The sequence below is a fragment of the Pseudomonas allokribbensis genome, from assembly GCF_014863605.1.
GTDB classification, from domain to species: domain Bacteria; phylum Pseudomonadota; class Gammaproteobacteria; order Pseudomonadales; family Pseudomonadaceae; genus Aquipseudomonas; species Aquipseudomonas allokribbensis.
In genome coordinates, this window is sequence record NZ_CP062252.1 from 1,955,751 (window position 1) to 1,976,826 (window position 21,076).

Annotated in this window: 20 protein-coding genes and 1 tRNA gene; 11 read left to right on the forward strand and 10 right to left on the reverse strand. The window is 59.1% G+C overall.

Features of this window, described 5'->3' with window-relative positions:
- Positions 1-8: 8 nt before the first annotated feature.
- Positions 9-2,153 carry a 3-hydroxyacyl-CoA dehydrogenase NAD-binding domain-containing protein gene (locus IF199_RS09045; protein WP_192560151.1) on the forward strand — a complete coding sequence of 715 codons (2,145 nt, stop codon included), beginning with the start codon at positions 9-11 and terminating at the stop codon, positions 2,151-2,153.
- Positions 2,154-2,247: 94 nt separating this feature from the next.
- Entirely contained in the window at positions 2,248-2,970 is a 723-nt protein-coding gene (locus tag IF199_RS09050; RefSeq protein WP_096822962.1) for an amidotransferase, read from the forward strand.
- 43 nt (positions 2,971-3,013) lie between these two features.
- Here the strand turns inward: IF199_RS09050 and IF199_RS09055 are convergent, their stop codons facing one another.
- The 3 genes from IF199_RS09055 to IF199_RS09065 form a co-directional block, all read right to left on the reverse strand.
- Positions 3,014-3,985 carry a magnesium and cobalt transport protein CorA gene (locus tag IF199_RS09055; RefSeq protein ID WP_096822963.1) on the reverse strand — a complete coding sequence of 324 codons (972 nt, stop codon included), beginning with the start codon at positions 3,983-3,985 and terminating at the stop codon, positions 3,014-3,016.
- A 134-nt stretch (positions 3,986-4,119) separates the two neighbouring features.
- Positions 4,120-4,842 carry a 1-acylglycerol-3-phosphate O-acyltransferase gene (locus IF199_RS09060; RefSeq protein ID WP_096822964.1) on the reverse strand — a complete coding sequence of 241 codons (723 nt, stop codon included), beginning with the start codon at positions 4,840-4,842 and terminating at the stop codon, positions 4,120-4,122.
- Between the two features lie 216 nt (positions 4,843-5,058).
- Entirely contained in the window at positions 5,059-5,748 is a 690-nt protein-coding gene (locus IF199_RS09065; RefSeq protein ID WP_085732367.1) for a crotonase/enoyl-CoA hydratase family protein, read from the reverse strand.
- A gap of 305 nt (positions 5,749-6,053) precedes the next feature.
- Between IF199_RS09065 and IF199_RS09070 the strand changes: the two genes are divergently transcribed.
- The 3 genes from IF199_RS09070 (at position 6,054) to IF199_RS09080 (ending at position 7,581) form a co-directional block, all read left to right on the forward strand.
- Positions 6,054-6,143, forward strand: a tRNA-Ser gene (locus IF199_RS09070).
- A gap of 156 nt (positions 6,144-6,299) precedes the next feature.
- On the forward strand, positions 6,300-7,109 hold the full coding sequence (locus IF199_RS09075; protein ID WP_244142448.1) for a hypothetical protein: 810 nt from the start codon (positions 6,300-6,302) through the stop codon (positions 7,107-7,109).
- A 151-nt stretch (positions 7,110-7,260) separates the two neighbouring features.
- Complete coding sequence (locus IF199_RS09080; protein WP_007959944.1) at positions 7,261-7,581, forward strand: YbjQ family protein; 321 nt, start codon at positions 7,261-7,263, stop codon at positions 7,579-7,581.
- Positions 7,582-7,634: 53 nt separating this feature from the next.
- Here IF199_RS09080 and IF199_RS09085 read toward each other — a convergent pair whose 3' ends face one another.
- Complete coding sequence (locus IF199_RS09085) at positions 7,635-7,919, reverse strand: hypothetical protein (protein ID WP_102622495.1); 285 nt, start codon at positions 7,917-7,919, stop codon at positions 7,635-7,637.
- Positions 7,920-8,162: 243 nt separating this feature from the next.
- Here IF199_RS09085 and IF199_RS09090 point away from each other — a divergent pair, with 243 nt between their 5' ends.
- From IF199_RS09090 to IF199_RS09105, 4 genes are all read left to right on the forward strand, one after another.
- Complete coding sequence (locus IF199_RS09090) at positions 8,163-8,351, forward strand: hypothetical protein (protein WP_085701198.1); 189 nt, start codon at positions 8,163-8,165, stop codon at positions 8,349-8,351.
- A gap of 312 nt (positions 8,352-8,663) precedes the next feature.
- Positions 8,664-9,032, forward strand: a complete 369-nt coding sequence (locus IF199_RS09095; RefSeq protein WP_039769955.1) for a glycine zipper domain-containing protein — start codon at positions 8,664-8,666, stop codon at positions 9,030-9,032.
- A 136-nt stretch (positions 9,033-9,168) separates the two neighbouring features.
- Positions 9,169-9,597: a glycine zipper domain-containing protein gene (locus IF199_RS09100; RefSeq protein ID WP_096822966.1), complete on the forward strand. Its 429-nt coding sequence runs from the start codon at positions 9,169-9,171 to the stop codon at positions 9,595-9,597.
- Between the two features lie 123 nt (positions 9,598-9,720).
- Entirely contained in the window at positions 9,721-9,888 is a 168-nt protein-coding gene (locus IF199_RS09105) for a hypothetical protein (RefSeq protein WP_192560152.1), read from the forward strand.
- Positions 9,889-9,967: 79 nt separating this feature from the next.
- On the opposite strand, the gene IF199_RS09110 is transcribed toward IF199_RS09105, so the two are convergent.
- The 3 genes from IF199_RS09110 to IF199_RS30485 form a co-directional block, all read right to left on the reverse strand.
- Positions 9,968-10,348, reverse strand: a complete 381-nt coding sequence (locus IF199_RS09110; protein ID WP_192560153.1) for a hypothetical protein — start codon at positions 10,346-10,348, stop codon at positions 9,968-9,970.
- A 169-nt stretch (positions 10,349-10,517) separates the two neighbouring features.
- Positions 10,518-10,913 (reverse strand): Imm50 family immunity protein, encoded by a 396-nt coding sequence (locus tag IF199_RS09115; protein ID WP_192560154.1) that lies wholly within the window; start codon positions 10,911-10,913, stop codon positions 10,518-10,520.
- A gap of 2 nt (positions 10,914-10,915) precedes the next feature.
- A complete protein-coding gene (locus IF199_RS30485; RefSeq protein ID WP_192560155.1) occupies positions 10,916-15,700 on the reverse strand; it encodes an RHS repeat-associated core domain-containing protein in 4,785 nt (1,594 codons plus the stop codon).
- 247 nt (positions 15,701-15,947) lie between these two features.
- Here IF199_RS30485 and IF199_RS09125 point away from each other — a divergent pair, with 247 nt between their 5' ends.
- Positions 15,948-16,643: an HAD-IA family hydrolase gene (locus IF199_RS09125; RefSeq protein ID WP_039769963.1), complete on the forward strand. Its 696-nt coding sequence runs from the start codon at positions 15,948-15,950 to the stop codon at positions 16,641-16,643.
- Positions 16,644-16,719: 76 nt separating this feature from the next.
- Here IF199_RS09125 and IF199_RS09130 read toward each other — a convergent pair whose 3' ends face one another.
- Entirely contained in the window at positions 16,720-17,466 is a 747-nt protein-coding gene (locus IF199_RS09130) for a 3-oxoacyl-ACP reductase family protein (protein WP_096822535.1), read from the reverse strand.
- A 125-nt stretch (positions 17,467-17,591) separates the two neighbouring features.
- On the opposite strand from IF199_RS09130, the gene IF199_RS09135 reads away from it, so the two are divergent.
- Positions 17,592-18,533, forward strand: a complete 942-nt coding sequence (locus tag IF199_RS09135) for a LysR family transcriptional regulator (protein ID WP_192560156.1) — start codon at positions 17,592-17,594, stop codon at positions 18,531-18,533.
- On the opposite strand, the gene IF199_RS09140 is transcribed toward IF199_RS09135, so the two are convergent.
- A complete protein-coding gene (locus tag IF199_RS09140) occupies positions 18,502-19,230 on the reverse strand; it encodes an aspartate/glutamate racemase family protein (RefSeq protein ID WP_085711883.1) in 729 nt (242 codons plus the stop codon). The genes IF199_RS09135 and IF199_RS09140 overlap by 32 nt on opposite strands.
- Before the next feature lie 54 nt (positions 19,231-19,284).
- A complete protein-coding gene (locus IF199_RS09145; RefSeq protein ID WP_192560157.1) occupies positions 19,285-20,829 on the reverse strand; it encodes an NCS1 family nucleobase:cation symporter-1 in 1,545 nt (514 codons plus the stop codon).
- Positions 20,830-21,076: the final 247 nt, after the last annotated feature.

The following is a 21,076-nucleotide window of genomic DNA, read 5'->3' on the forward strand; positions in this document are numbered from 1 at the left end:
ATCTTGTCATGACCCAAGCCATTCGTTACGAAAAAGGCCAGGACGGCATCGTCCTCCTGACCATCGACATGCCGGGCCAGAGCGCCAACACCATGAACGCGGTGTACCGCGAGGCCATGGCCGACAGCGTCGCCCGACTGATCGCGGAAAAAGATGACATCGCCGGGGTGATCATCACTTCGGCCAAAAAGACCTTCTTCGCCGGCGGCGACCTGAATGAACTGATCAAGGTCGGCAAGCCTGAAGCCAAGGCTTTCTACGACATGGTGCTGACCCTCAAGGGCCAGTTGCGCACCCTGGAAACCCTCGGCAAACCGGTGGTCGCGGCGATCAACGGCGCGGCGCTCGGCGGTGGCTGGGAAATCTGCCTGGCCTGCCACCACCGCGTGGCGCTGGACGATGCTTCGGTGCAGCTCGGCCTGCCGGAAGTGACCCTCGGCCTGTTGCCGGGCGGTGGTGGCGTGGTGCGGATGGTGCGCATGCTCGGCATCGAAAAAGCCCTGCCGTATCTGCTCGAAGGCAAGAAAGTCCGTCCGCAGCAGGCGTTGCAGGCCGGTTTGATCGATGAACTGGCGGTGGACCGCGATGAGCTGCTGGCCAAGGCCCGGGCCTGGATTCTGGCCAACCCTGCGGCCGTGCAGCGTTGGGATGTGAAGGGCTATCAGATCCCCGGCGGCACACCGTCGAACCCGAAAGTCGCGCAGATGCTGGCGATTGCGCCGTCGATCCTGCGCAGCAAAACCCAGGGCACGTTGCCGGCGCCGGAGAAGATTCTCTGCGCAGCGGTGGAAGGCGCGCAGGTGGATTTCGATACCGCACACCTGATCGAGACCCGCTACTTCACCGAACTGACCACCGGCCAGATCTCGAAAAACCTGATCGGGACCTTCTGGTTCCAGCTCAATGAAATCAATGCCGGCGGTTCGCGTCCGCAGGGCTTTGCGCCTTATGTGACGAAACGCGTGGGCGTCCTCGGGGCGGGCATGATGGGCGCCGGCATCGCCTATGTCAGCGCCTCGGCCGGGATCGACGTGGTGCTCAAGGACATCAATCTCGCTGCCGCCGAAAAGGGCAAGGCGCATTCGGCGGCACTGCTGGACAAGAAAGTCGCTCGCGGGCAAATGTCTGCGCAGCAGCGTGAAGCGGTGCTGGCGCGGATCCAGACCACTGAAAGCGATGCCGATCTGGCGGGTTGCGATCTGATCATCGAAGCGGTGTTCGAGGATCGTCAGCTCAAGGCCAAAGTCTCGGCAGCGGCGCAACAGGTGGTCGGTGCCGACGCGGTGATCGCCTCCAATACTTCGACCTTGCCTATCACCGGCCTGGCGGCTGCGGTGCCGGATCAGAGCAAGTTCATCGGCCTGCACTTCTTCAGTCCGGTGGAAAAAATGCCGTTGGTAGAAATCATCAAAGGCGCGAAAACCAGCGATGAAACCCTCGCACGCGGGTTCGATTTCGTCCTGCAAATCAAGAAAACGCCGATCGTGGTCAACGACAGTCGCGGCTTCTTCACCTCGCGGGTGTTTGGCACCTTCACCAACGAAGGCATTGCCATGCTCGGCGAAGGCGTCAGCGCGCCGATGATCGAGACCGAAGCACGCAAGGCCGGCATGCCCATCGGGCCTCTGGCGATCTCTGACGAAGTTTCCCTCAGCCTGATGAGCCATATCCGTCAGCAAACGGCCAAAGACCTGCAAGCGGAAGGGAAACCGCTGATTGAGCACCCGGCGTTCGCCGTGATTGACTTGCTGCTCAACGAATACAAGCGGCCGGGCAAGGCGGCGGGAGGCGGTTTTTACGAGTACCCGGCGGGAGGCCAGAAACATCTGTGGCCCGAGCTGAAATCCCGTTTCGAGACAGCCGACGGGCAGATTTCGCCGAAGGATGTGCGTGACCGGTTGCTGTTTGTACAGGCCATCGAAACCGTGCGCTGTGTGGAGGAGGGCGTGCTGACCTCGACGGCGGACGCCAACGTCGGCTCGATCTTCGGCATCGGTTTCGCGGCATGGACGGGCGGCGCGTTGCAGTTCATCAATCAATATGGCGTGAAGGACTTTGTCGCGCGGGCGCAGTACCTGGCTGAGCAATACGGCGAACGTTTCGCGCCGCCAGCGCTGCTGCTGGAAAAGGCTGCGAAGGGCGAGTTGTTCTAACGGGCGGGGACGCATTTCGGGGCTTGCCTTGCCGGGTGGTTTCAAGGCAGGCTCTGGGGTGTGCATTATTCCCATCACGTGTCAGGTATTTTTTATGTCGCTACGCATCTGCATTCTGGAAACCGACATCCTGCGTCCGGAACTGGTCGATCAATATCAGGGTTACGGGCAGATGTTCCAGCGCCTGTTCTCGCAACAGCCGATCGCCGCCGAGTTCACGGTGTACAACGTGATGCAGGGCGATTATCCGAGTGATGACCTGACGTTCGATGCGTACCTGGTCACTGGCAGCAAGGCCGACTCGTTCGGCACCGACCCGTGGATCCAGACCCTCAAGCAGTACCTGCTGACCCGCTATGAGCGTGGCGACAAACTGCTCGGCGTGTGCTTCGGCCATCAACTGCTGGCGCTGCTGCTGGGCGGCAAGAGCGAGCGCGCGACCCAGGGTTGGGGCGTCGGCATTCACAACTACAAACTGGCGGCCAAGGCACCTTGGATGAACCCGGTGCGTGAAGAACTGACACTGCTGATCAGCCACCAGGATCAGGTGACGGCACTGCCGGAGAACGCCACGGTGATCGCCTCCAGCGATTTCTGCCCGTTCGCCGCGTACCACATCAACGATCAGGTGCTGTGCTTCCAGGGGCATCCGGAATTCATTCACGATTACTCGCGGGCACTGCTGGAACTTCGCCAGGAAGCACTGGGCGAGCAGATCTACAGCAAGGGCGTGGCCAGCCTTGAAAACGATCACCACGGCGCCACGGTGGCCGAATGGATGATGCGTTTCGTGGCGCACAAACCGAACGCCGCTTGAACCCAAACGCCCCCGTGCCGTACACGGGGGCGTTTTTTTTAACCTACAGCCAGCCCGATTTCTTGAAGCTCGCCCACAGTCCCACGCAGCCCACCGTGATAAAGCTCAGCACGGCGAAATAGCCGTAGTGCCAGCTCAGCTCCGGCATGTTCTGGAAGTTCATCCCGTAGATCCCGGCGACCGCCGTCGGGAACGCCAGAATCGCTGCCCATGCCGCAAACTTGCGCTGCACCACGCTTTGGCGTGACGCCTCCAGCAACACACCGATCTCGATGGTCTGGCTCGCAATGTCGGCCAGGGTGGTCAGGTCTTCCATCTGCCGCGTGACATGGATCTGCACATCCCTGAAGTAAGGACGCATGTTCTTGTCGATGAACGGGAAGCTCAGCTTCTGCAGTTCCTCGCCGATTTCCACCATCGGCGCCGCGTATCGACGCAAGCGCAAAACATCGCGGCGCAGGCCATGAAGCTTCTGGATGTCGTGCTCATTCAGCGCGCTACACAACACGTTGCGCTCCAGTTCATCGATCTCGGCGTGGATCGCTTCACCCACCGGCTGATAGTTTTCGATGACGAAATCCAGCAACGCATACAGTACGAAATCTTCCCCGTGCTCCAGCAACAGCGGCCGCGCCTCACAGCGCTGACGGACATGGGCGTAGGACGCCGAATGGCCGTTGCGGGCAGTGATGATGTAGCCCTTGCCGGCGAAGATGTGGGTTTCGATGAACTGCAGGATGCCGTGCTCGCGCACGGGGGAGTAGGTGACGATGAACAGGGCGTCGCCGAAGGTTTCCAGTTTTGGGCGACTGTGTTTTTCCAGGGCGTCTTCGATGGCCAGTTCGTGCAGGTTGAACTGGCGTTGCAGGTTGGCCAGCTCCTGGGCATTCGGCTCTTCGAGGCCGATCCAGACGAAGTGCCCGGTCTTGGCGGCCCAGGCGGCGCCTTCGTCGAGGGAAATATTGGTGACTTTCTTACCGGCGCTGTAAACCGCAGCAGCAACAACTCGACCCATGGTGGTGGTTCACTTCTTATTGGCAGATGGCAGGGGAGACATGGCTTCAGCTTAGCCGTGTCGCTGCTTGAGAGTCAGTGAAATCTGCACAGTTCACCGGGCAAAAGAAAACCCGCACAGGGCGGGTTTCTTTTTCACGCAGCTTGAAGTTGCCGATCCATTGCATCGATGCATTCGCGCATCTGCTCGCGGCACTGGGTGATGAGCATGGGCATGTCGTCCATGGTCAGGCCGGCGGTAGGAATTGCCGGCAGCGAACGGATGAGAATTTTCCCGCTGCGCCAGCGGTTCAAGCGCATGTGCTTGATGTAGCTGCTGACACACACTGGAACGATCGGCACACCGGCGGCGATGGCCATCTGGAACGCGCCTTTCTTGAACGGCAGCAGTTCTTCACCCAGGTTGCGCGTGCCTTCCGGGAAGACCCAGATCGACGTGTCTTTGTGCTGCAAGGTGTCGGTGGTCGTCAGCATCGACTGGCGCGCCTTGTGCGCGTTCCCACGATCGATCAACACGTTGCCGGCCAGCCAGAACAACTGCCCGAACAACGGCACCCATTTCAGACTCTTTTTGCCAATGCACACCGTCCGTCGCGGCACCACATTGCCGAACACGAACAGGTCGTAGTTGGACTGATGGTTGGCGATGATCACGCAGCTGTCAGGCTTGCTCATCAGCTGACCGACGTCGGCCTTCACTCGCAGGCGCAGGATGCACATGGCCGGCAGTGCGTACAGTCGGGCGCACAGACGACTGTTGTCCGGATTGAATGGCCGGCACAGCCCGAGGATCACCCCGAGCACACCCGCCAGAATAAAGTGCAGGCCCATCAATAACATACGAAACACGAACAGCATTTTCAGGCCCCACCGGGACAAAAGGTGGCGCAGTGTACGGATGTGCACTGTTTTCGGCAATTGCCGCTATAGAGTCAGGAGATGGGCGATGTTTAAGCGCATGTTTCCGACTTGTCGGTCAGAGGCGTCCTAGAGCAGCTGCGGAGTTTTGAAACGTGCGTGCAAGAAAAAGCCCGACACGACGGTCGGGCTTTTCTATAAAGGAGCGAAGCGGGTTCAGCCCAGGTGTTCCTGATCCTGAATGATCGCGTTGTCCAGGGTTTCCAGCAGCGCTTTGCGTACTTTCAACTTGGTGTTCTTGTGCGCGGTCATGTTGATCTTCTTCAACTGACGCGCAGCGGCGAGGGCGGCACCTTGCAGCTCTTCGGCCGAAACAACCTTGTCGAGGAAACCGGCATCCACAGCACTTTGTGGATCAAACATTTCGCCGTTGATCACCGAGCGATGGAAGGCCGAGCGGCGCAGGCGATCACGGGCCAGCTCGATGCCGGCGTGGTGCATGGTCATGCCGATCTGCACTTCGTTCAGACCAATGCTGAACGGACCGTCGACGCCGATCCGGTAATCGGCGGACAACAGAATGAACGCACCTTTGGCCACGGCATGACCCGGGCAGGCAACGATCACCGGGAACGGGTGAGACAGCAGGCGACGGGCGAGGGTCGAACCGGCAGTCACCAGCGACACGGCTTCTTTAGGGCCGGCGGTCATTACCTTCAAGTCGTAGCCGCCGGAGAGAATGCCCGGCTGACCGGTAATGATCACAATGGCGCGATCCGCCACCGCCTGATCCAGCGCCGCGTTGAAGGCCGCGATCACGTCCGGGGAAATGGCGTTGACCTTGCCGTTGCTCAGGGTCAGGGTCGCGATACCGTCTTCGAGGTGGTAGGCAATCAGGTCGCTCATGGCGCAATTCCTTATAAGAAAGATGGGCAGACGTTACCCACCGTCGCCGGTCAGGTAAAGCGCTGTGACTGACTCGCCGGTCACCCTCGACCGGCTGATGCGCCGCAACGTGCCCACGGCAAACGCTTGCGCGCCTATATAGAAGGGCCACGCCCACCCGAGATTGGCCGGATCGCCATGCCCATCGATAGCAGAAACGACTTTTTCTCTTAACCGCATGAAAATTCTGAAAAAAAGTTTGCCATCAGAAAAGCTTTCGACTACATTAGCGCGCCTCGACAGACAGAACATGTTTGAAGAGATACGGTGAAGTGTCCGAGTGGCTTAAGGAGCACGCCTGGAAAGTGTGTATACAGGAAACTGTATCGAGAGTTCGAATCTCTCCTTCACCGCCACATTCAGTAAACACAAACCCCTGATTTTCCTAGAGAAAGTCGGGTGTTTGTGGTTTTTGGCGTCTGGAAAAAGGCGATATGGGAACAGTATGGGACTGGCGCACCATTTCGCTGAGTAAAAAGCAGGCGCGGCTTTTGAGTTTCCAATGAATGTGGGTGAAATTCCCGCGTATCGGCAGTTCCCTTTGGTTATGTTTTTGCGCGATAGTGGCGTTTTGTTATCGCCCTCAGGAAACGCTACTTGCCTGGAAGGTCATCGGCAGTTCAACGCAGGGAAGCGCAGTGAAGACAATTGTCACGATGGTTCTATTTTTGGGGTTGTGCGGCTGCGGCTCCGACTCTCGCAGTTCTGCGCCGACACTCTGGACAGACGGCATCATGCTCGAGCAGAAGAAGGTTGTCGTCGATGATCAGCACGCCAAAGTGATCATGCAGGCATCAGGCGATACGGCCAATCCGGTAGATTTTGAAGTGATTCGAGGTAATGACCCGGACAGGCGTCCCGATCATTTGGGGACGGTAGTCAAACCGTTTCGCAGTAAAGTCGGCGGATGGTTCAGTCGTCTAGACAGCGCGGTCTCCAAGCGTTTCCCCCAATTGGAAATGCAGGCCGATCCTGGCCAGGTTCTGCAAGTGGGCGGCTCATCGACGATCAGCAGTCAGGTTCCGGCACCGGGCTATCGGACTCTTTATAACGAAGACTATGTATTCAACCCGTCGAAGAACAAGTATGAGAAAAAGCTAACCGCCAATCCGACCGTCCCGTCGTCTTACTCCTGTGGGCCGATCACAAGTGCCTTTATTCCCGAGAAACAAAAGGTCTATCTGGCGGAGTTTGTCTTCGTGGATCGGGGGGACGGTTGTGAACTGCAGCTCTATGACATCACGCAACCCGAACTGCGTATCCCCGTCGTTGCCATCAAAGGCACGCAGCCCTCGTCCGCCAGGTCGTTCCGCTACCCATAGATTCATGTAAACAAAACCCCTGGTTTCGAAAGAGGCCAGGGGTTTTGTGCATTCTGGTGTCCGGATTTCTTTGGTCACAGAGACGGGTTCGGCTTCATTTTGCCGGGGCGGTACAATCGCGGTTTTATCTGTATGTAAAAGGACGACTTCCATGATCATTTCCACTACCCACTCCATCGAAGGCCGGCAGATCACGGCGTATCTGGACATTGTCAGTGCCGAGTCGGTGCAGGGCGTGAATGTGATTCGCGATATGTTCGCCGGGATGCGGGACTTTTTTGGCGGGCGTTCGCAGACGCTGGAGCGGGCGTTGAAGGAGGCGCGTGTTCAAGCGACTGACGAGATCAAGGAGCGGGCGCGGGCGTTGCAGGCGGATGCGGTGGTCGGGGTGGATTTCGAGATCAGCATGCCGGCGGGGAAGGGCGGTATGGTTGTGGTGTTCGCGACCGGCACGGCGGTCAAGTTGCGCTGAGCATCGGTTTCCGCTTGTGAGCCCATTCAAGTGAATGGGCTCGTTACTGACAATCAGCCCTGCGGCTTGAGCAGGACGGTGCCTTTCGAGTCGTAGGTCAGTGGAGTGTCGATCGCGACGAGTGGAGTGCCGGTGGACTGGCCAGGCTGAACCGGGTCTGGATAGTAGATGACGCCAGGTTTGCCAGGCTGCACCGGACTAGGTCCGTCCAGCGGCTTGATGACGATCTCACCTGAGGCAAGCTTCTCCTTGAATTTTTCCGCCGCGGCTTTACCGGCGGCGATCTGCTCGTCCGTGAGCTTTACAACAGGCATCGGTGGGAATCCTTTGATTTCCATGTTCTCTCCTTGAGATTCATTGCGTAGGAAAAAGGGCAACGGCCAGTCATCGAGAATCTTTAGCTCTGTGGGACCAGCGGTTCATCTTCGCGCCGAGCTTTTTGTAGGCCATTCGTCGGGCTCTGGGCGATCTGAATCACAAGTCCAGGAATGACCGGCTAGTCTCAAAAGCCTTGGAGGTCGATATTTTTTCAGGCAAAAGGGTCTTGCCGGTATCGACCCGCTTTTGAAAGGGGTGAAGAGATGACTGATCCGTACATCGAAGACGACGGGGCTGAATTTCCATTCAACAATTGCGTGCGCTGTGGCCAGACCGAGTACCAGGCGGGCTTTGGCGAAGATCCGGTGCAGACCGGCAAGATCAAGTCGACAGCACCCAAGGGGCCGAAAGCGAAATTTCTGCCCAAGGTGACGACACGTTCCAGGAAGTAATCCGGATGCCAAAGAACCCCGCCAATGAGCGGGGTTTTTTATCCGTGTTTTTCAGAAAGAAACGTCCTACAGAAATTGCGGATTCGTCTGGTTTCTTTCACAAACTTTTCACACCGGTCTACGTAGGGTGAAGCCATCCGTTAGAAAGCAAGTCTCCAGCCCGTCTCCCCAGCGGGCTTTTTTTTGCCTGCCATAAAACCTTTTCCATAATCGCTGTCCAATCGGCGCCAAGTGCGTTGCGACGCTGGACTTTACCGCGGCAACAGCATTCAATCTGCGCCCTTTTTTCTTCCTTCTGTTGAGGTTTTCGTCATGCGTTTAACTCTGCCTGCTCTGGTTCTGGGGCTTCTGGTTGCTCAAGGTGCAATGGCTGGCGACGGTACCGCCGCACTGGGTGGCGGTCTGGGTGGCGCGTTGGGTAATGTGGTCGGCCAGAAAATGGGCGGCAGCACCGGTGCAGCGATTGGTGCTGGTGTAGCGGGTGCGGCCGGTAGTGCATTGGCTGCCAAGAAAGGTGCCCGTACCAAAGCGGCCATTGGCGGCGGTGTCGGCGCGGCAGGTGGTTCGGTGATCGGTAACAGCCTGGGCGGCAAGACTGGTGCAACCATCGGTGCCGGCCTGGGTGGCGCAGCTGGCGGCGCGGTAGGCAGCAATCTGTCCAAAGGTCACAAGCGTCACTGATTGCGAATGCATGTCTGAAAAGGCCCGGCTTGATGCCGGGCCTTTTCGTTGCTGAACGTTTTCCCTGAATGCGCCTCCAATCTCACATAGCCCCTCTCCGGGCATACCGTCCCGATCCGGGACCTGTGAGGTCTGTATGCGCTCGACTTTAACTGCAACTGCGTTGGTTATTGGACTGCTCGTGGCTCAAGGCGCCATGGCTGCCGGCGATGGTTCCGCGGCTGTCGGTGGTGGGCTGGGCGGTGTGCTGGGTAATGTGGTCGGCGGTCAGCTCGGCGGCAGCACCGGTGCGGCGGTTGGTGCTGGCGTGGGCGGTGCGGCCGGCAGTGCCGTCGGGGCGAACAAGCGCAATCGTACGGAAGCCGCGATTGGCGGTGGTCTCGGCGCCGCTGGCGGCTCAGTGCTCGGCAACAGCCTCGGCGGCTCCACCGGTTCGGCCATCGGCGCAGGATTGGGTGGCGCGGCGGGTGGCGCGGTCGGCAACAACCTGGGTGACGATGGTGGTAGATCGCACTCTGGGGGCGGCCATAAGCACAAGTACAAACACAAGAATCGTCATCATTGAATGATCGGTTCTACAGAAGCCCGGCTTGATGCCGGGTTTTTTGTGCCTGCGTGTCAGGCGCAGGAACGATTAGCGACCATACTTTTCGAACGTCGTATACGAATGCGATTGATGAGGTGCGCCATGACTCCCGAAACCGAAGGCAAGGAAGAAAAAGGCCCGGGTGGATTGCCGTTTATCAATGATCCGGGGAATGAAGATCCGGGGTCGTTGATGGATGACGCGACGGTTCCGCTTTGGGAGGGTGAGGGGGAGGAGCTTGAGTATGAGGATTTTGATGATGATGAGTGATGGGCACTCGTTTCGTTGAATATTGGAAATTCTATTGAGAGCGCTAGGGGAGTGAGCAGTGGTTTAACCCCGCCATTCGCTATCGAACAAACGAGACATCAATTCTGTCCGCGTTAATTTTGACGAACTGCCCATTCAGATGTGGGTATTCGTAGTGGATGTCCTGATCCATAAAATCAACAAACGACCGGAAAACCTCGCCATCCAGGTAGCCATAAACCTCACAGGGGAATCCACTACCGAGCATTTTGATCTGCATTTTTTCGCATGGTGTAGCTGATACAAATTCCTCACCAGACAACACCATTTCGAACTCAGCTTCGTAAGTTTTTCCGACATCAATTTTCGAAGGGCTGTAGCTTGCGAAGCACCTGACTTCAACGCCCTCAAAAACCAGCAAAATAGCGTCTTCTACGAACGGGTCTATTTCGACGACCAATGCTTTGTGTGTCTTAGTCATGAGCAGGCCTCACTGTTTTATCTTGTGCATTACCATTAATTGTCCGCCAAAACTCTTTTCCACTTTTGGTGTGTAGAGTCGTCATTTCATCATTCGTGTTGGTGCCCACGAAAGCAAATTTCGCTTAACCTTTCCGGTTAGTGCCCATCAATTGGATAAACCCTACTAATCAAAAAGGAGTCTGAGTTAAATAAACTGAGGGGTCTCTAAGGCTCAGAAATGATGTCGTGAACTCAATGGCAGAATGCTCCGAAATGGCCGATACTTTAAATCGGAGGCCATTTTCAAGGATTGTCAATTTCAATGGGGCATTGGTCGGGAGGTTTTTAATCGTAATGCTCTCAACCTCGCTGCAGGTGATTCCAATTCGGCAAGCGTTGTATTGAGCTGATTGCCACTTTCTTGGCGGTTTGTCGGGTACTTCCCTTATGTCGAAGGCCATAGTTACCAAGGACTGATTGCTATCAATATCTAAGGAGAACAGCTTTATTTCCCCAATTTCGATGCGATTGCTGAACACCATAGAAAAAAAAGTGCTCCCCTCAAGGTTGTTCCAGTACTGCATGTTTACCTCCTGAATGGGTAGTGTTCATGTGTATTTTCAACCTTTCCATTTCTCGGATCATCTGCAGGTCGAACGTTAAAGTGAGGGCCTTGGTCGCCTTTTTTGTTGGTTGCTCCGAATTTGTGACCGGCAGTATGGTCTTGCAGTATCACAATGAATCCGTCCTCTCTAGTGAACATGTACTGTCTGGTCGGGATCGGCATCCCGGTGCTGGATAGAATATTTTTGCCACTTTTATTAGTCATGTTCGTGTAAGTATATTGACGCTGGCGTCCATTTACCTTGTCTATCTGTATGTCCGGCTGCTGACCCCTCGGAATCCCAGCATCCGCTTTTGCCTGTCTGAATGCTCCTCGTCTTGAGGTGTCTGGCTGCTCAGGTTCACCCGGATTGGGGCAAATGGCTGAGCGTTCACCTTTTGGAGGACAGTTGGAGCTCAACCCCAACGGATCCACCCACCCCGTCGGATTCGGCACGTACTGGTACTGATTCAACCCACCCGCCAGCTTCACCGGATCCGGCGTCAGATACCGCCCAGCGTCCGGGTCGTAATACCGGTGCCGGTTGTAATGCAGCCCGCTTTCCGCATCGAAGTACTGACCCTGAAACCGTAGCGGCTGGTCGAGGTAATCCTCGGTCGCCAGCTCCAGTGAAGTGACCTTGCCGTAGGCGCTGTATTTGGCTGACCAGACGATGTCGCCGCTGTAATCCGTCAGTTCCTGCGGGGTACCGAGGTGGTCGAGCTGGTAGTAGAACGGGCAGGCGCGTTTCGGGCCTTTGCCGTCGAGCAGCGCCAGCGGGCGGAAGGTGCCGGGTTCGTAGATGAAGCTGCGGTGTTGTTCTTTGCTGCTTTCGGCGATCAGGTGGTCGCCTTGCCAGAAAAACTCGGTGCTCTGGCCGTCGACGGTTTTGCGGATGCGGCGGCCGAAGGCGTCGTATTGGTAGGTCGCGGTTTTGCCATCCGGGCGGGTGAGGCCGATCAGGCGATGCTGGCTGTCGTAGCGGTATTCGGTGACGAGTTGTTGGGCGCGGCCACGGCGTTCGCGGATCAGGTTGCCGAAGGCGTCGTAGTCGTAATGGCGGTCGCCCTGCATCAGCAGGCGGTTGCCTTTGATGTGTGTGGATCCCGGACGGTCCTGCAGCAGCAGGTTGCCGGCCGGGTCGTGGGCGAAGTTTTCCGGCACATCGTCGCGGGTGTGGCGCACACGGATCAGCCGGTCGAGGGCGTCGTACTGGTAGCTGCGCTGGCCGTGGCGGGTGTCGGCGATGTGTTCGAGGTTGCCGTTGGCGCTGTAGGCAAAGTCGCGGCGGTACAGCGCACTGCGTTGATGGCCTACCGCGTGAGCGCGTAAGCGGCCCTGTTCGTCGTAGGCGTATTCGCTGAGCAGCAAACCCTGTTGGCGCTGCTGTTCGCGGCCGTTCTGGTAGACGTGACGGGTGAGCAAGGCGCCGTTGAGGTCGATCGCGGTCAGCGCGCCGCCCTTGGCGTAGTGGTAATCGAGCTTGCTGTTGTCCGGCAGACGCATCCGGCTGAGCTGGCCGCAGGCGTCGTAGGCATAACGCAAGGTGCCCCAACCCTGATGCTCGCGGACCAGACGATCCTGCAGGTCGTATTCGAAGGCCAGCGGGTGATTTTGGCCGTCATCCACACCGACCAGCCGACCGAGGCGGTCGTAGCGGTATTCAACCGTGCTGGCGTCGGGCAGGGTCTTGAGCAGCAGGCGCCCGGCAGCATCACGTTGGTAGCCAGTGACCAGCGTCGAGCCGTCATCGCCGAACTCGGTCTTCTCCAGCAGGTGACCGTTGCGGTCGTAGGCATAGGCGGTGCGCCGGCCATCGAAGCCGGTTTCCTGTCGGATCAATCCGGTGGGCGTGTAGTCCAGCCGGTATTTTTCCCCGGATTCGTTCTCGATCTCCGTCAGCAACAACTGCGCATGGTCGTAGCGGTACTGCAGCCGCGTGCCGTCGGGGTTGATCCGCCGGCTGACCAGGTGCAGGTCGACGTCATACTCGTAGCGGGTGATTCGCCCCAGCTCATCGCGCTCGGCGGTGATCTGACCGTAGGCGCTGTAGGACCTGGCGCGAGTGGCGCCATTCGGCGAGGTGGTCTGGATCAGCCGGCCAACGGCGTCCCACACATGGCGGGTGACCGCGCCATGTTCGTCCTGCGCAGTAATCCGCCGCCCCAACGCGTCGTAGGAAAACTTCCGAACGCCACCGTCGGGCAGGCTTTCCTCAACCAACTGGCCAAGGTCATTCCACACGAACACATGGCGACCACTGTCCGGATAACGGATCGACAGCAACCGCCCCTGCGCGTCGTGGTGGTAATGAGTGACATGGCCATCGGGATCGACCGCTTCGGTGATATCCCCCTGAGCATTACGCCGGTACGTCCACACCGCATCGCCACGCGAACGGCTGTGCAGGAAACCGTTGCGGTATTCGTAGGACGTCGGCGCATCGTCCGGCGGAATCAGCGCCACTAACCGTCCAACGTCGTCGTAGCGGTACTCGGTGACCGCCCCCAGCGCATCCTGCTCGGCGATCAGCCGGCCCGCCGAATCGTAGGCCTTGAGCTGCTCGCCACCATCGGCGGCGACCTGACGCACCAGCCGCGCGGTGTCGTCGTGGACGTAAACCTCTTCGCGACCGTCGACGTACTGCACGGTGACGCTGCCGGCGTCATCCCAGACGTAACGCGTGTCCATCTGCGAAAACGACGCCCAGTGCCGCACGCAACGCGCCGCCTTGCCGGTACGTTCCCACTCCCAGAAGAAGCTCGCTCCGCCACTCAACTGTCGTTGCAGGATGACGTGCTGGTCGTCGTAGTCGTAACGCTCGCTTTCGCCGACGGAGTTGGTCGCTTCGATCAGTCGATGACGGGCATCAAAGCGGTAGCTGACCAGCGTCTGCTCGGTGCGCCAAACAGACTCACAAAAAACCTGATAATCGACGGCGACCAGATGCGCCCGCTCGTAACGCAACAGCAGCGAACGTCCGACGCCGTTATCCAGCCGCTCAATCCGATCCTGACGATCACGCGTAATCCGCAACCGGTTGCCGTAGGCATCACTGATGAACGTCAGACGCCCAGCCCGAAAGTGATAAAACCGCGCCGCCTCACCCGCCAGCGCAACGATCAACTCCTCGGGCTCATCCCCGAGAAAGATCGCCGCCCGCGACAAACTGTTGTGAATCGCCGGCCGCTCGACACTCGGCAGGGGAAACCGCGTCCGCCGGTTCTCATGGTCAACCCAGACCACCGAAGCGCCATCGACCTCCAGCCGATGCGCCAGCGAATGGCTCCAGCCAAACCCCAGCCCAACATCAATCTCGGCCGCGCTGGTGCGATACAACCGGCTGAACTCGAACGGCAATAGCCCATCAAGCACGCCATCGGTCAGCGTCAGCAGCTCTTCGCCTGTGACCATTGACACCGGACAGCCATTGGTACAGGTCAGCGGTGCGCAATCGGCGCTGTCGCCGTTAGGATTTTTCGCTTGAGCCGAAGCATCGTCGCGAGGCTCATGCCGCTCCATTCGCGTCGTGCCGTGGGACTTGTTACGTGCAATGGCCGCCGGATTGGGCACCGTCAGTACCAGCGCATCCGCCGTGCGAATCTCCAGCGGAATGGCAGGTGTCGGCCGCAGCGGTGCCGGACGTGCATTGATCATCAGCGGTTTCAAAGCGCTCGCATGCCGGGTCAGATCGGGCGCCGAAGTCAGCTCCGCCAACCGTAACGCCGACGCCGCCAGCCACTCCCGGGCACGCGGCGACTTGACCTTGCCAAGTACCTTGGCACTCAAGCGCAGCGGCACACCCATGCCACCCGACACGCACATCAGCAGAAAACTGACCAGCAACTCGGCCCGAACTTCAGCCACCACCTCGGCCAGATACTGCGGGGGCAACATCTTCAGCCAACTGGTGAAGGCCGCCAGATGGATGAACAGCAGCGGCTCGTCGCTGAGCATCAGCAAGCCATTGGCGATGGCCTCGGAAGAGGCCTCGAGCAAGGTTTCCAGCTCGACGCTGGACAGGTACTGCAGAAGTTTTTCGCTGTTGGCCTGCCAGTCGGCGAGCAGGGCGAACAGTTGCTTCACGTCATCCCAGACACCGTTCAGGGCCGTTTCGAAACCGCGCCAGTCAGCCTGTTGCAACTGCCCGTAACGCTCGGTGAAACCGGCGCTGGAAAACTCCGTCCACTGCGGTTGAAACCCTTTCCATTCCTCACGTAGCCAGCCTTCCAGACCATCGATAAGGCCCTGATACGAGGCGTACAGCGTCTGGACATGCGAACTGGAAACATCGGGAAAGAAGGTGATGCGATAACGCTGGCCCCGGTCGCAATCGTCGATCTTGAGAATGCCGCTGGGGCCAATGGTGTAGTGCCGTGGTTCGCCAAAACCCAGAATGCCGTCGACATCGGAAATGACTGGTTCAAGGACCACCGGCGTGTCACCGATCGGAACGAAGCGCGCGGCTTCGAACATGTGCACCAGCGTCAGGGAGCCAGTGGCGGAACACATGGCCACGGAGGAACTGATGGGTTTTCGGCTGGCAACCGGTGCACTGAGCCGAACATCGTTGCCGACCTCGAACACCTGGTCGACATCCAGCGCTGTTCCTGTCCAGAACTGCTCCGCCCAGCCTTCATAGTCGTTGAGGCAGAGGCGGAACTCCTGAAACAGCGTTTCGACGTCGGGCTGGTCAGGATTCAGCGCAGCGACCACCAGCAAACCAATGCTGTTGTTCAGGTACAGGAGCCGATTGGATGGAAGCATTCGCAGTCACTCGCGCGCATCAAGGGGATGGCGCGAAACTTTGCGGGGGATCAAACAGGAAAGAAGTCAGGCAAGTAGGCGATGTCTGTAGGACAATTCTCTAAATGTGCCTGGCAACGTTCGGCGGACAACCGACATTGCCCGTTGCTCAACCTCGGCGGCGCTCGTTATGCTGCTGAACCCTTTAATCAGATCCGAGCAGCGGTGCCCGATGCCGCCTGGGATGTTTTTGATAACGGATCCGATGATGAATGCACCGCTGAAGGCGTTCGGCCCGATCAAGGCCGTGATTTTCGATATGGACGGTTTGCTGCTGGACACCGAGGGCATCTACACCGAGGTCACCTCGCTGATTGCCGCGCGTTACGGGCGCACTTTCGACTGGAGCATCAAGCAGAACATCATCGGTCGCGGTGCAGGCGATCTGGCGCGCTACGTGGTCGAAGCGCTGGACCTGCCGATCACTGCCGAAGAGTTTCTGGTGATTCGCGAGCCGCTGATGCGCGAGCGTTTTCCGACTGCGCAAGCCATGCCGGGGGCCGAGGAGCTGATTCGTCATCTCAAGGCGCACAACATTCCGATTGCGGTCGGTACCAGTTCGTCGCGCCAGTCGTTCGGTCAGAAAACCACCTTGCACCGCGACTGGTTCGCGTTGTTCGACTTCATCGTCACAGCGGATGACCCGGAAGTTGGCGCGGCCAAACCAGCACCGGACATTTTCCTCACTGCCGCTCGCCGTCTCGGTGTGGCGCCGGAAGATTGCCTGGTGTTCGAGGATTCGCCGTTCGGCGTGACGGCAGCGAAAGCCGCGGGCATGACCGCCATCGCGATTCCCGATGCGGCCATGGCCGATGAAAAATACGCACACGCCGACGGGATTCTTCGTACGTTGAAAGCGTTCACGCCGAGTGCATGCGGGTTGCCGGCGCTGGACTGGGCCTGATCAAACCGCAGACAAAAAAACGCCGCCCCTCAGTTAAAGGAGGGGCGGCGTTTTTCGTTATCGACAATCTGATCAATCAGGCGCCGAAACCACCGTCGATGCTCAGGCTGGCACCGGTGATGTAACCGGCTTCCGGGCCTGCGAGGTAGGCGACGAAGCTGGCGATTTCCTCGGCTTTGCCGTAACGACCGACCGCCATCAGCGGAATCAGGCTTTCGGCAAAGTCACCGTGGGCCGGGTTCATGTCAGTGTCCACCGGGCCGGGCTGCACGTTGTTGATGGTGATGCCGCGTGGGCCGAGGTCGCGGGCCAGGCCTTTGGTCAGGCCGACCAGCGCGGATTTGCTCATCGCATACACGCCGCCACCGGCGAAGGGCATGCGGTCGGCGTTGGTGCTGCCGATGTTGATGATGCGTGAGCCTTCGCCCATGTGTTTGGCGGCTTCCTGACTGGCGATGAACACGCTGCGCACGTTGATTGCCAGGGTCTGGTCGAAGTCTTCCAGTTTGAAGTCTTCCAGCGGGGCGACGGCCAGCACACCAGCGTTGTTGACCAGGATGTCGAGGCGGCCAAAGGTTTCGACCGTCGCGTTCACGGCGTTGCGGATGGCGCTGGCGTCGGCGCTGTCAGCCTTGATCGCCAGGGCTTTGCCGCCGGTAGCGGTGATGCTGTTTTGCAGTTCTTCAGCCTTGGCAGCGGAGCTGACGTAAGTAAAGGCAACCGCGGCGCCTTCAGCGGCCAGGCGTTTGACGATGGCGGCACCGATGCCGCGAGAGCCGCCTTGAATCAGAGCGACTTTACCGCTGAGGTGTTGAGTGGTCATGTTCGATCTCCAGAAATTTCAAGGCAGGCTGCCTTGTTGTGGTGTCGAGTATCTGCCCCTCGCCCATAGGCGGGTAGACCGTGGTTGCTATAGTCTGTGTAAACCAAAAGTTTATAGTGGCGGCTATGGAAACCTTCAGCAGTATCGAATGCTTCGTGCGTAGCGCCGAAGTCGGCAGCTTTGCCGAGGCTGCGCGCCGCCTGAGCCTGACACCGGCCGCGGTGGGTAAAAACGTGGCGAAACTGGAAGCGCGCCTCGGCGTGAGGCTGTTCCAGCGTAGCACCCGAAGATTGACCCTGACGGAAGCGGGGCAACTGTTTCTGAGTGAGGTCAGCGGCAGCCTGACCACCATCCAGAACGCGGTGAACAATCTGGCCAGTGCCGGTGGTCAACCGGCGGGAACGTTGAAGGTCAGCATGGGCACGGTGTTCGGCCGCTTGTACATCGTGCCGTTGCTGGGTGAGTTCCTGACAAGGTTTCCGGCGATCAACCCGGACTGGCACTTCGATAACCGACAGGTCGATCTGATCGGCCAGGGGTTCGATGCGGCGATTGGCGGTGGCTTCGAGCTGCCACAAGGCGTGGTGGCGCGCAGGCTGACGCCGGCGCATCGGGTGTTGGTGGCTTCTGCGGATTATCTGGACCGGCACGCGCCGATCAGCGAACCGGACGACCTCAAACTGCACGAGGGCATCCTGATCCGCTCACCGCAGACCGGTCGCGTGCGTTCCTGGCAGTTGACGCATCGCACCCAGCAGCACAGCCCGCTGACCCTCAAGGCGCGAATGACCATGAGCGATTCCGAAGCCGCCTGCGCCACGGCGGCGCAGGGGCTGGGGATTGCACTGGTCAGCATGCCGTTTGCCGTCAGTTATCTTGAGGCGGGAACGTTGCAGCGAGTCTTGCCCGACTGGTACGTCGACGACGGCAACATCTCCATTTATTACGCCGAACACAAACTGTTGCCGGGCAAGACCCGGGCGTTTGTCGACTTCATCATCGAGCAGTTTTCAACCCAGGGTCTCGCAGAGCGGTTCAACGCGCAAAACGTGCTGGCCAGCCGATGATGGTTTTCGGCCGTGGCGTTGCATACGTGCGCACCTTGGACGTCGACAGGCCCAGGCGCACCAGCGATTCGGCGATGGTCACAGCGGCGGTGACGCCATCGATCACCGGCACGCCGGTACGCTGACGGATCTTCTCATCGAGCCCCGCCATGCCGCCGCAACCGAGGCAGATCACTTCCGCTTTATCCTGAGTCACCGCCAGTTCGGCCTGATGGACGATCGCTTCCAGCGCCCGTTGTGGTTCATGTTCCAGTTCCAGCACTGCAAGTCCGCTGGCGCGCACCGAAGCGCAGCGATCCCACAGACCGGACAGTTTCAGCCGATCCTCAATCAGCGGAACGGTGCGATCCAGCGTGGTGACCACCGAATAGGCGTGGCCGAGAAACATCGCGGTGCTGGCGGCCGCATCGGTGATGTCCACCACGGGCACGTTGAGCAACTCCTGCAAACCTTCACGGCCGTGCTCGCCGTAGCCGGCCTGGATCACCGCGTCGAACGGCTGGTCGTAGGACATCACCCGGTCCATCACGGCGATGGCGGCCAGGTAACTTTCGAAATTACCTTCCACCGAATCGGCGCCGAAGTACGGCGTGAGGCCGACGATCTCGGTGCCGGGGGAAGCCACAGCCTGTGCCGAGCGGGCGATGGCCTGAGTGATGGATTCGGTGGTGTTGACGTTGACCACGAGAATACGCATGGGAAGTCCTTATTACGGTTGGTTCTGCGGCCCCGCGAAGGGCCGCCAAAAGTTTCAGTGGCTGACGTTGTCGACGGCGATGGCTTTACCGTCCACATCGGCGTAGTGCGGTTGGCGTTTGGCGATGATCAGGTAGAGCATTCCGGCGATCCCGGCACCGATCAGCCAGGAGAAGGGCGAAACGCTGTGGAAGCCCGGCACCAATGCCAGGACGATGGCGATCAGCGCGGCCGGAATGAACGCCGCCACCGCCCGCAGATTGACCCCGCGGCTGTAGTAATACGCGCCGTTCGGGTCTTCGCTGTACAACTGCGGTACGTGGATCCGGCCTTTGCGGATCAGCCAGTAGTCGACCATGATCACGCCGTACAGCGGGCCGAGCAGGGCGCCGAGGCCGGACAGGAAATACACGATCACCAGCGGGCTGTTGTAGAGATTCCACGGCAGGATCAGCACAGCAATCGTTGCGCTGATCAGCCCGGCGCGGCGGAAGGTCAGGTACTTCGGCGCCAGGTTGCTCAGTACGAAGGCCGGGGCGACAAAGTTGGCCATGATGTTCACCGCCACGGTGACGATCAGGAACGCCAGGCAACCGAGCACCAGAAAGAACGTGTTGGGGATCGAGGCGATGATTTCGGTCGGGCTTTCGATGATCCGGCCGTTGATCTGAAATTGCGCTCCGCACAGCAGGACGGTGATCCCGGCGAACACCAGAATATTTACCGGCAGGCCCCAGAAGTTTCCGACCTTGATGGTTTTGCGGCACGGCGAAGAACGGGCGAAGTCGCAGAAGTTGAGGATCAGCGTGCCGTAGATCGCTAGCCACAAGGCGCCGCCGGCAAAAATGTTGCGCCACATCTCGCCGCCGGTCAGCGGTTCGCGGATCGACCAGGCGATGGTCGCGTTGGCCTGGGTGTACATCCACGCGGCGAGGCAGGCGACGGTCAGCAGAATCACCGGCCCGGCGAAGGCTTCGTAGCGACGAACCATCTCCATGCCGTAGGCCAGAATCCCCAACTGCACGAACCAGATCGCCACGAAACACACCCAGCCCAGGCTCGACAGGCCGAGGATCGAGTTGTGGTCGTAGTCGGCGAAACCGGGGTGAACTGCCGTGAGCAATACGCGAAACACCACCGACGCCAGGTACGTCTGAATCCCGAACCAGGCGATGGCGATAATTGCCCGGATCAGCGCAGGAATCTGCGCCCCGTGGATACCGAAACTGATCCGGCTGATAACCGGAAACGGCACCCCGGTTTTCTGCCCCATGTAACCGGACAGGTTCATGAAGAAATACACCAGCGCCGCGCCGATCCCCAGCGACAGCAGAATCTGCCAGCCGCCCAGGCCCAGGGCGTACAGACCGATGGCAAACGAGTAGTTGGCGATGTTGTGCACATCGTTGGTCCACAGGGCAAAAATGCTGTATTTGCCCCAACGCCGTCCTTCGACCTTGGTCGGTGCGAGGTCACGGTTGTGCAGACGCGGGCTCAATTGCAGCGGTTCGACGATGCCATCACCGGGCACGGTGTGATCGAGGGTTGAGGAGGAGGGCAGATTCAGCGCGATGTTGTTGTTCGAGAGACTCGTACGCATTCCGGCAGGCTCCTGATGTTCGGGCCGCGATGACTGTGCATGAGCGCTCTGGCTCGGCAGATCTTCGTCGCAGCGGTGAAACATCACAGGTTACGGGGCATCTGCAGCCTGTACGGGATAGGGCGCTTCAGGCTTGCGGATCGAAAGTGTGGGTTCATGTTTTGCAGTTTTGTATACAAAACATGTATGCACTAAAGCCAGATCTGTGCCAGTCAGCGATCTATGAAAATCGCCGTTGATTTCGAAT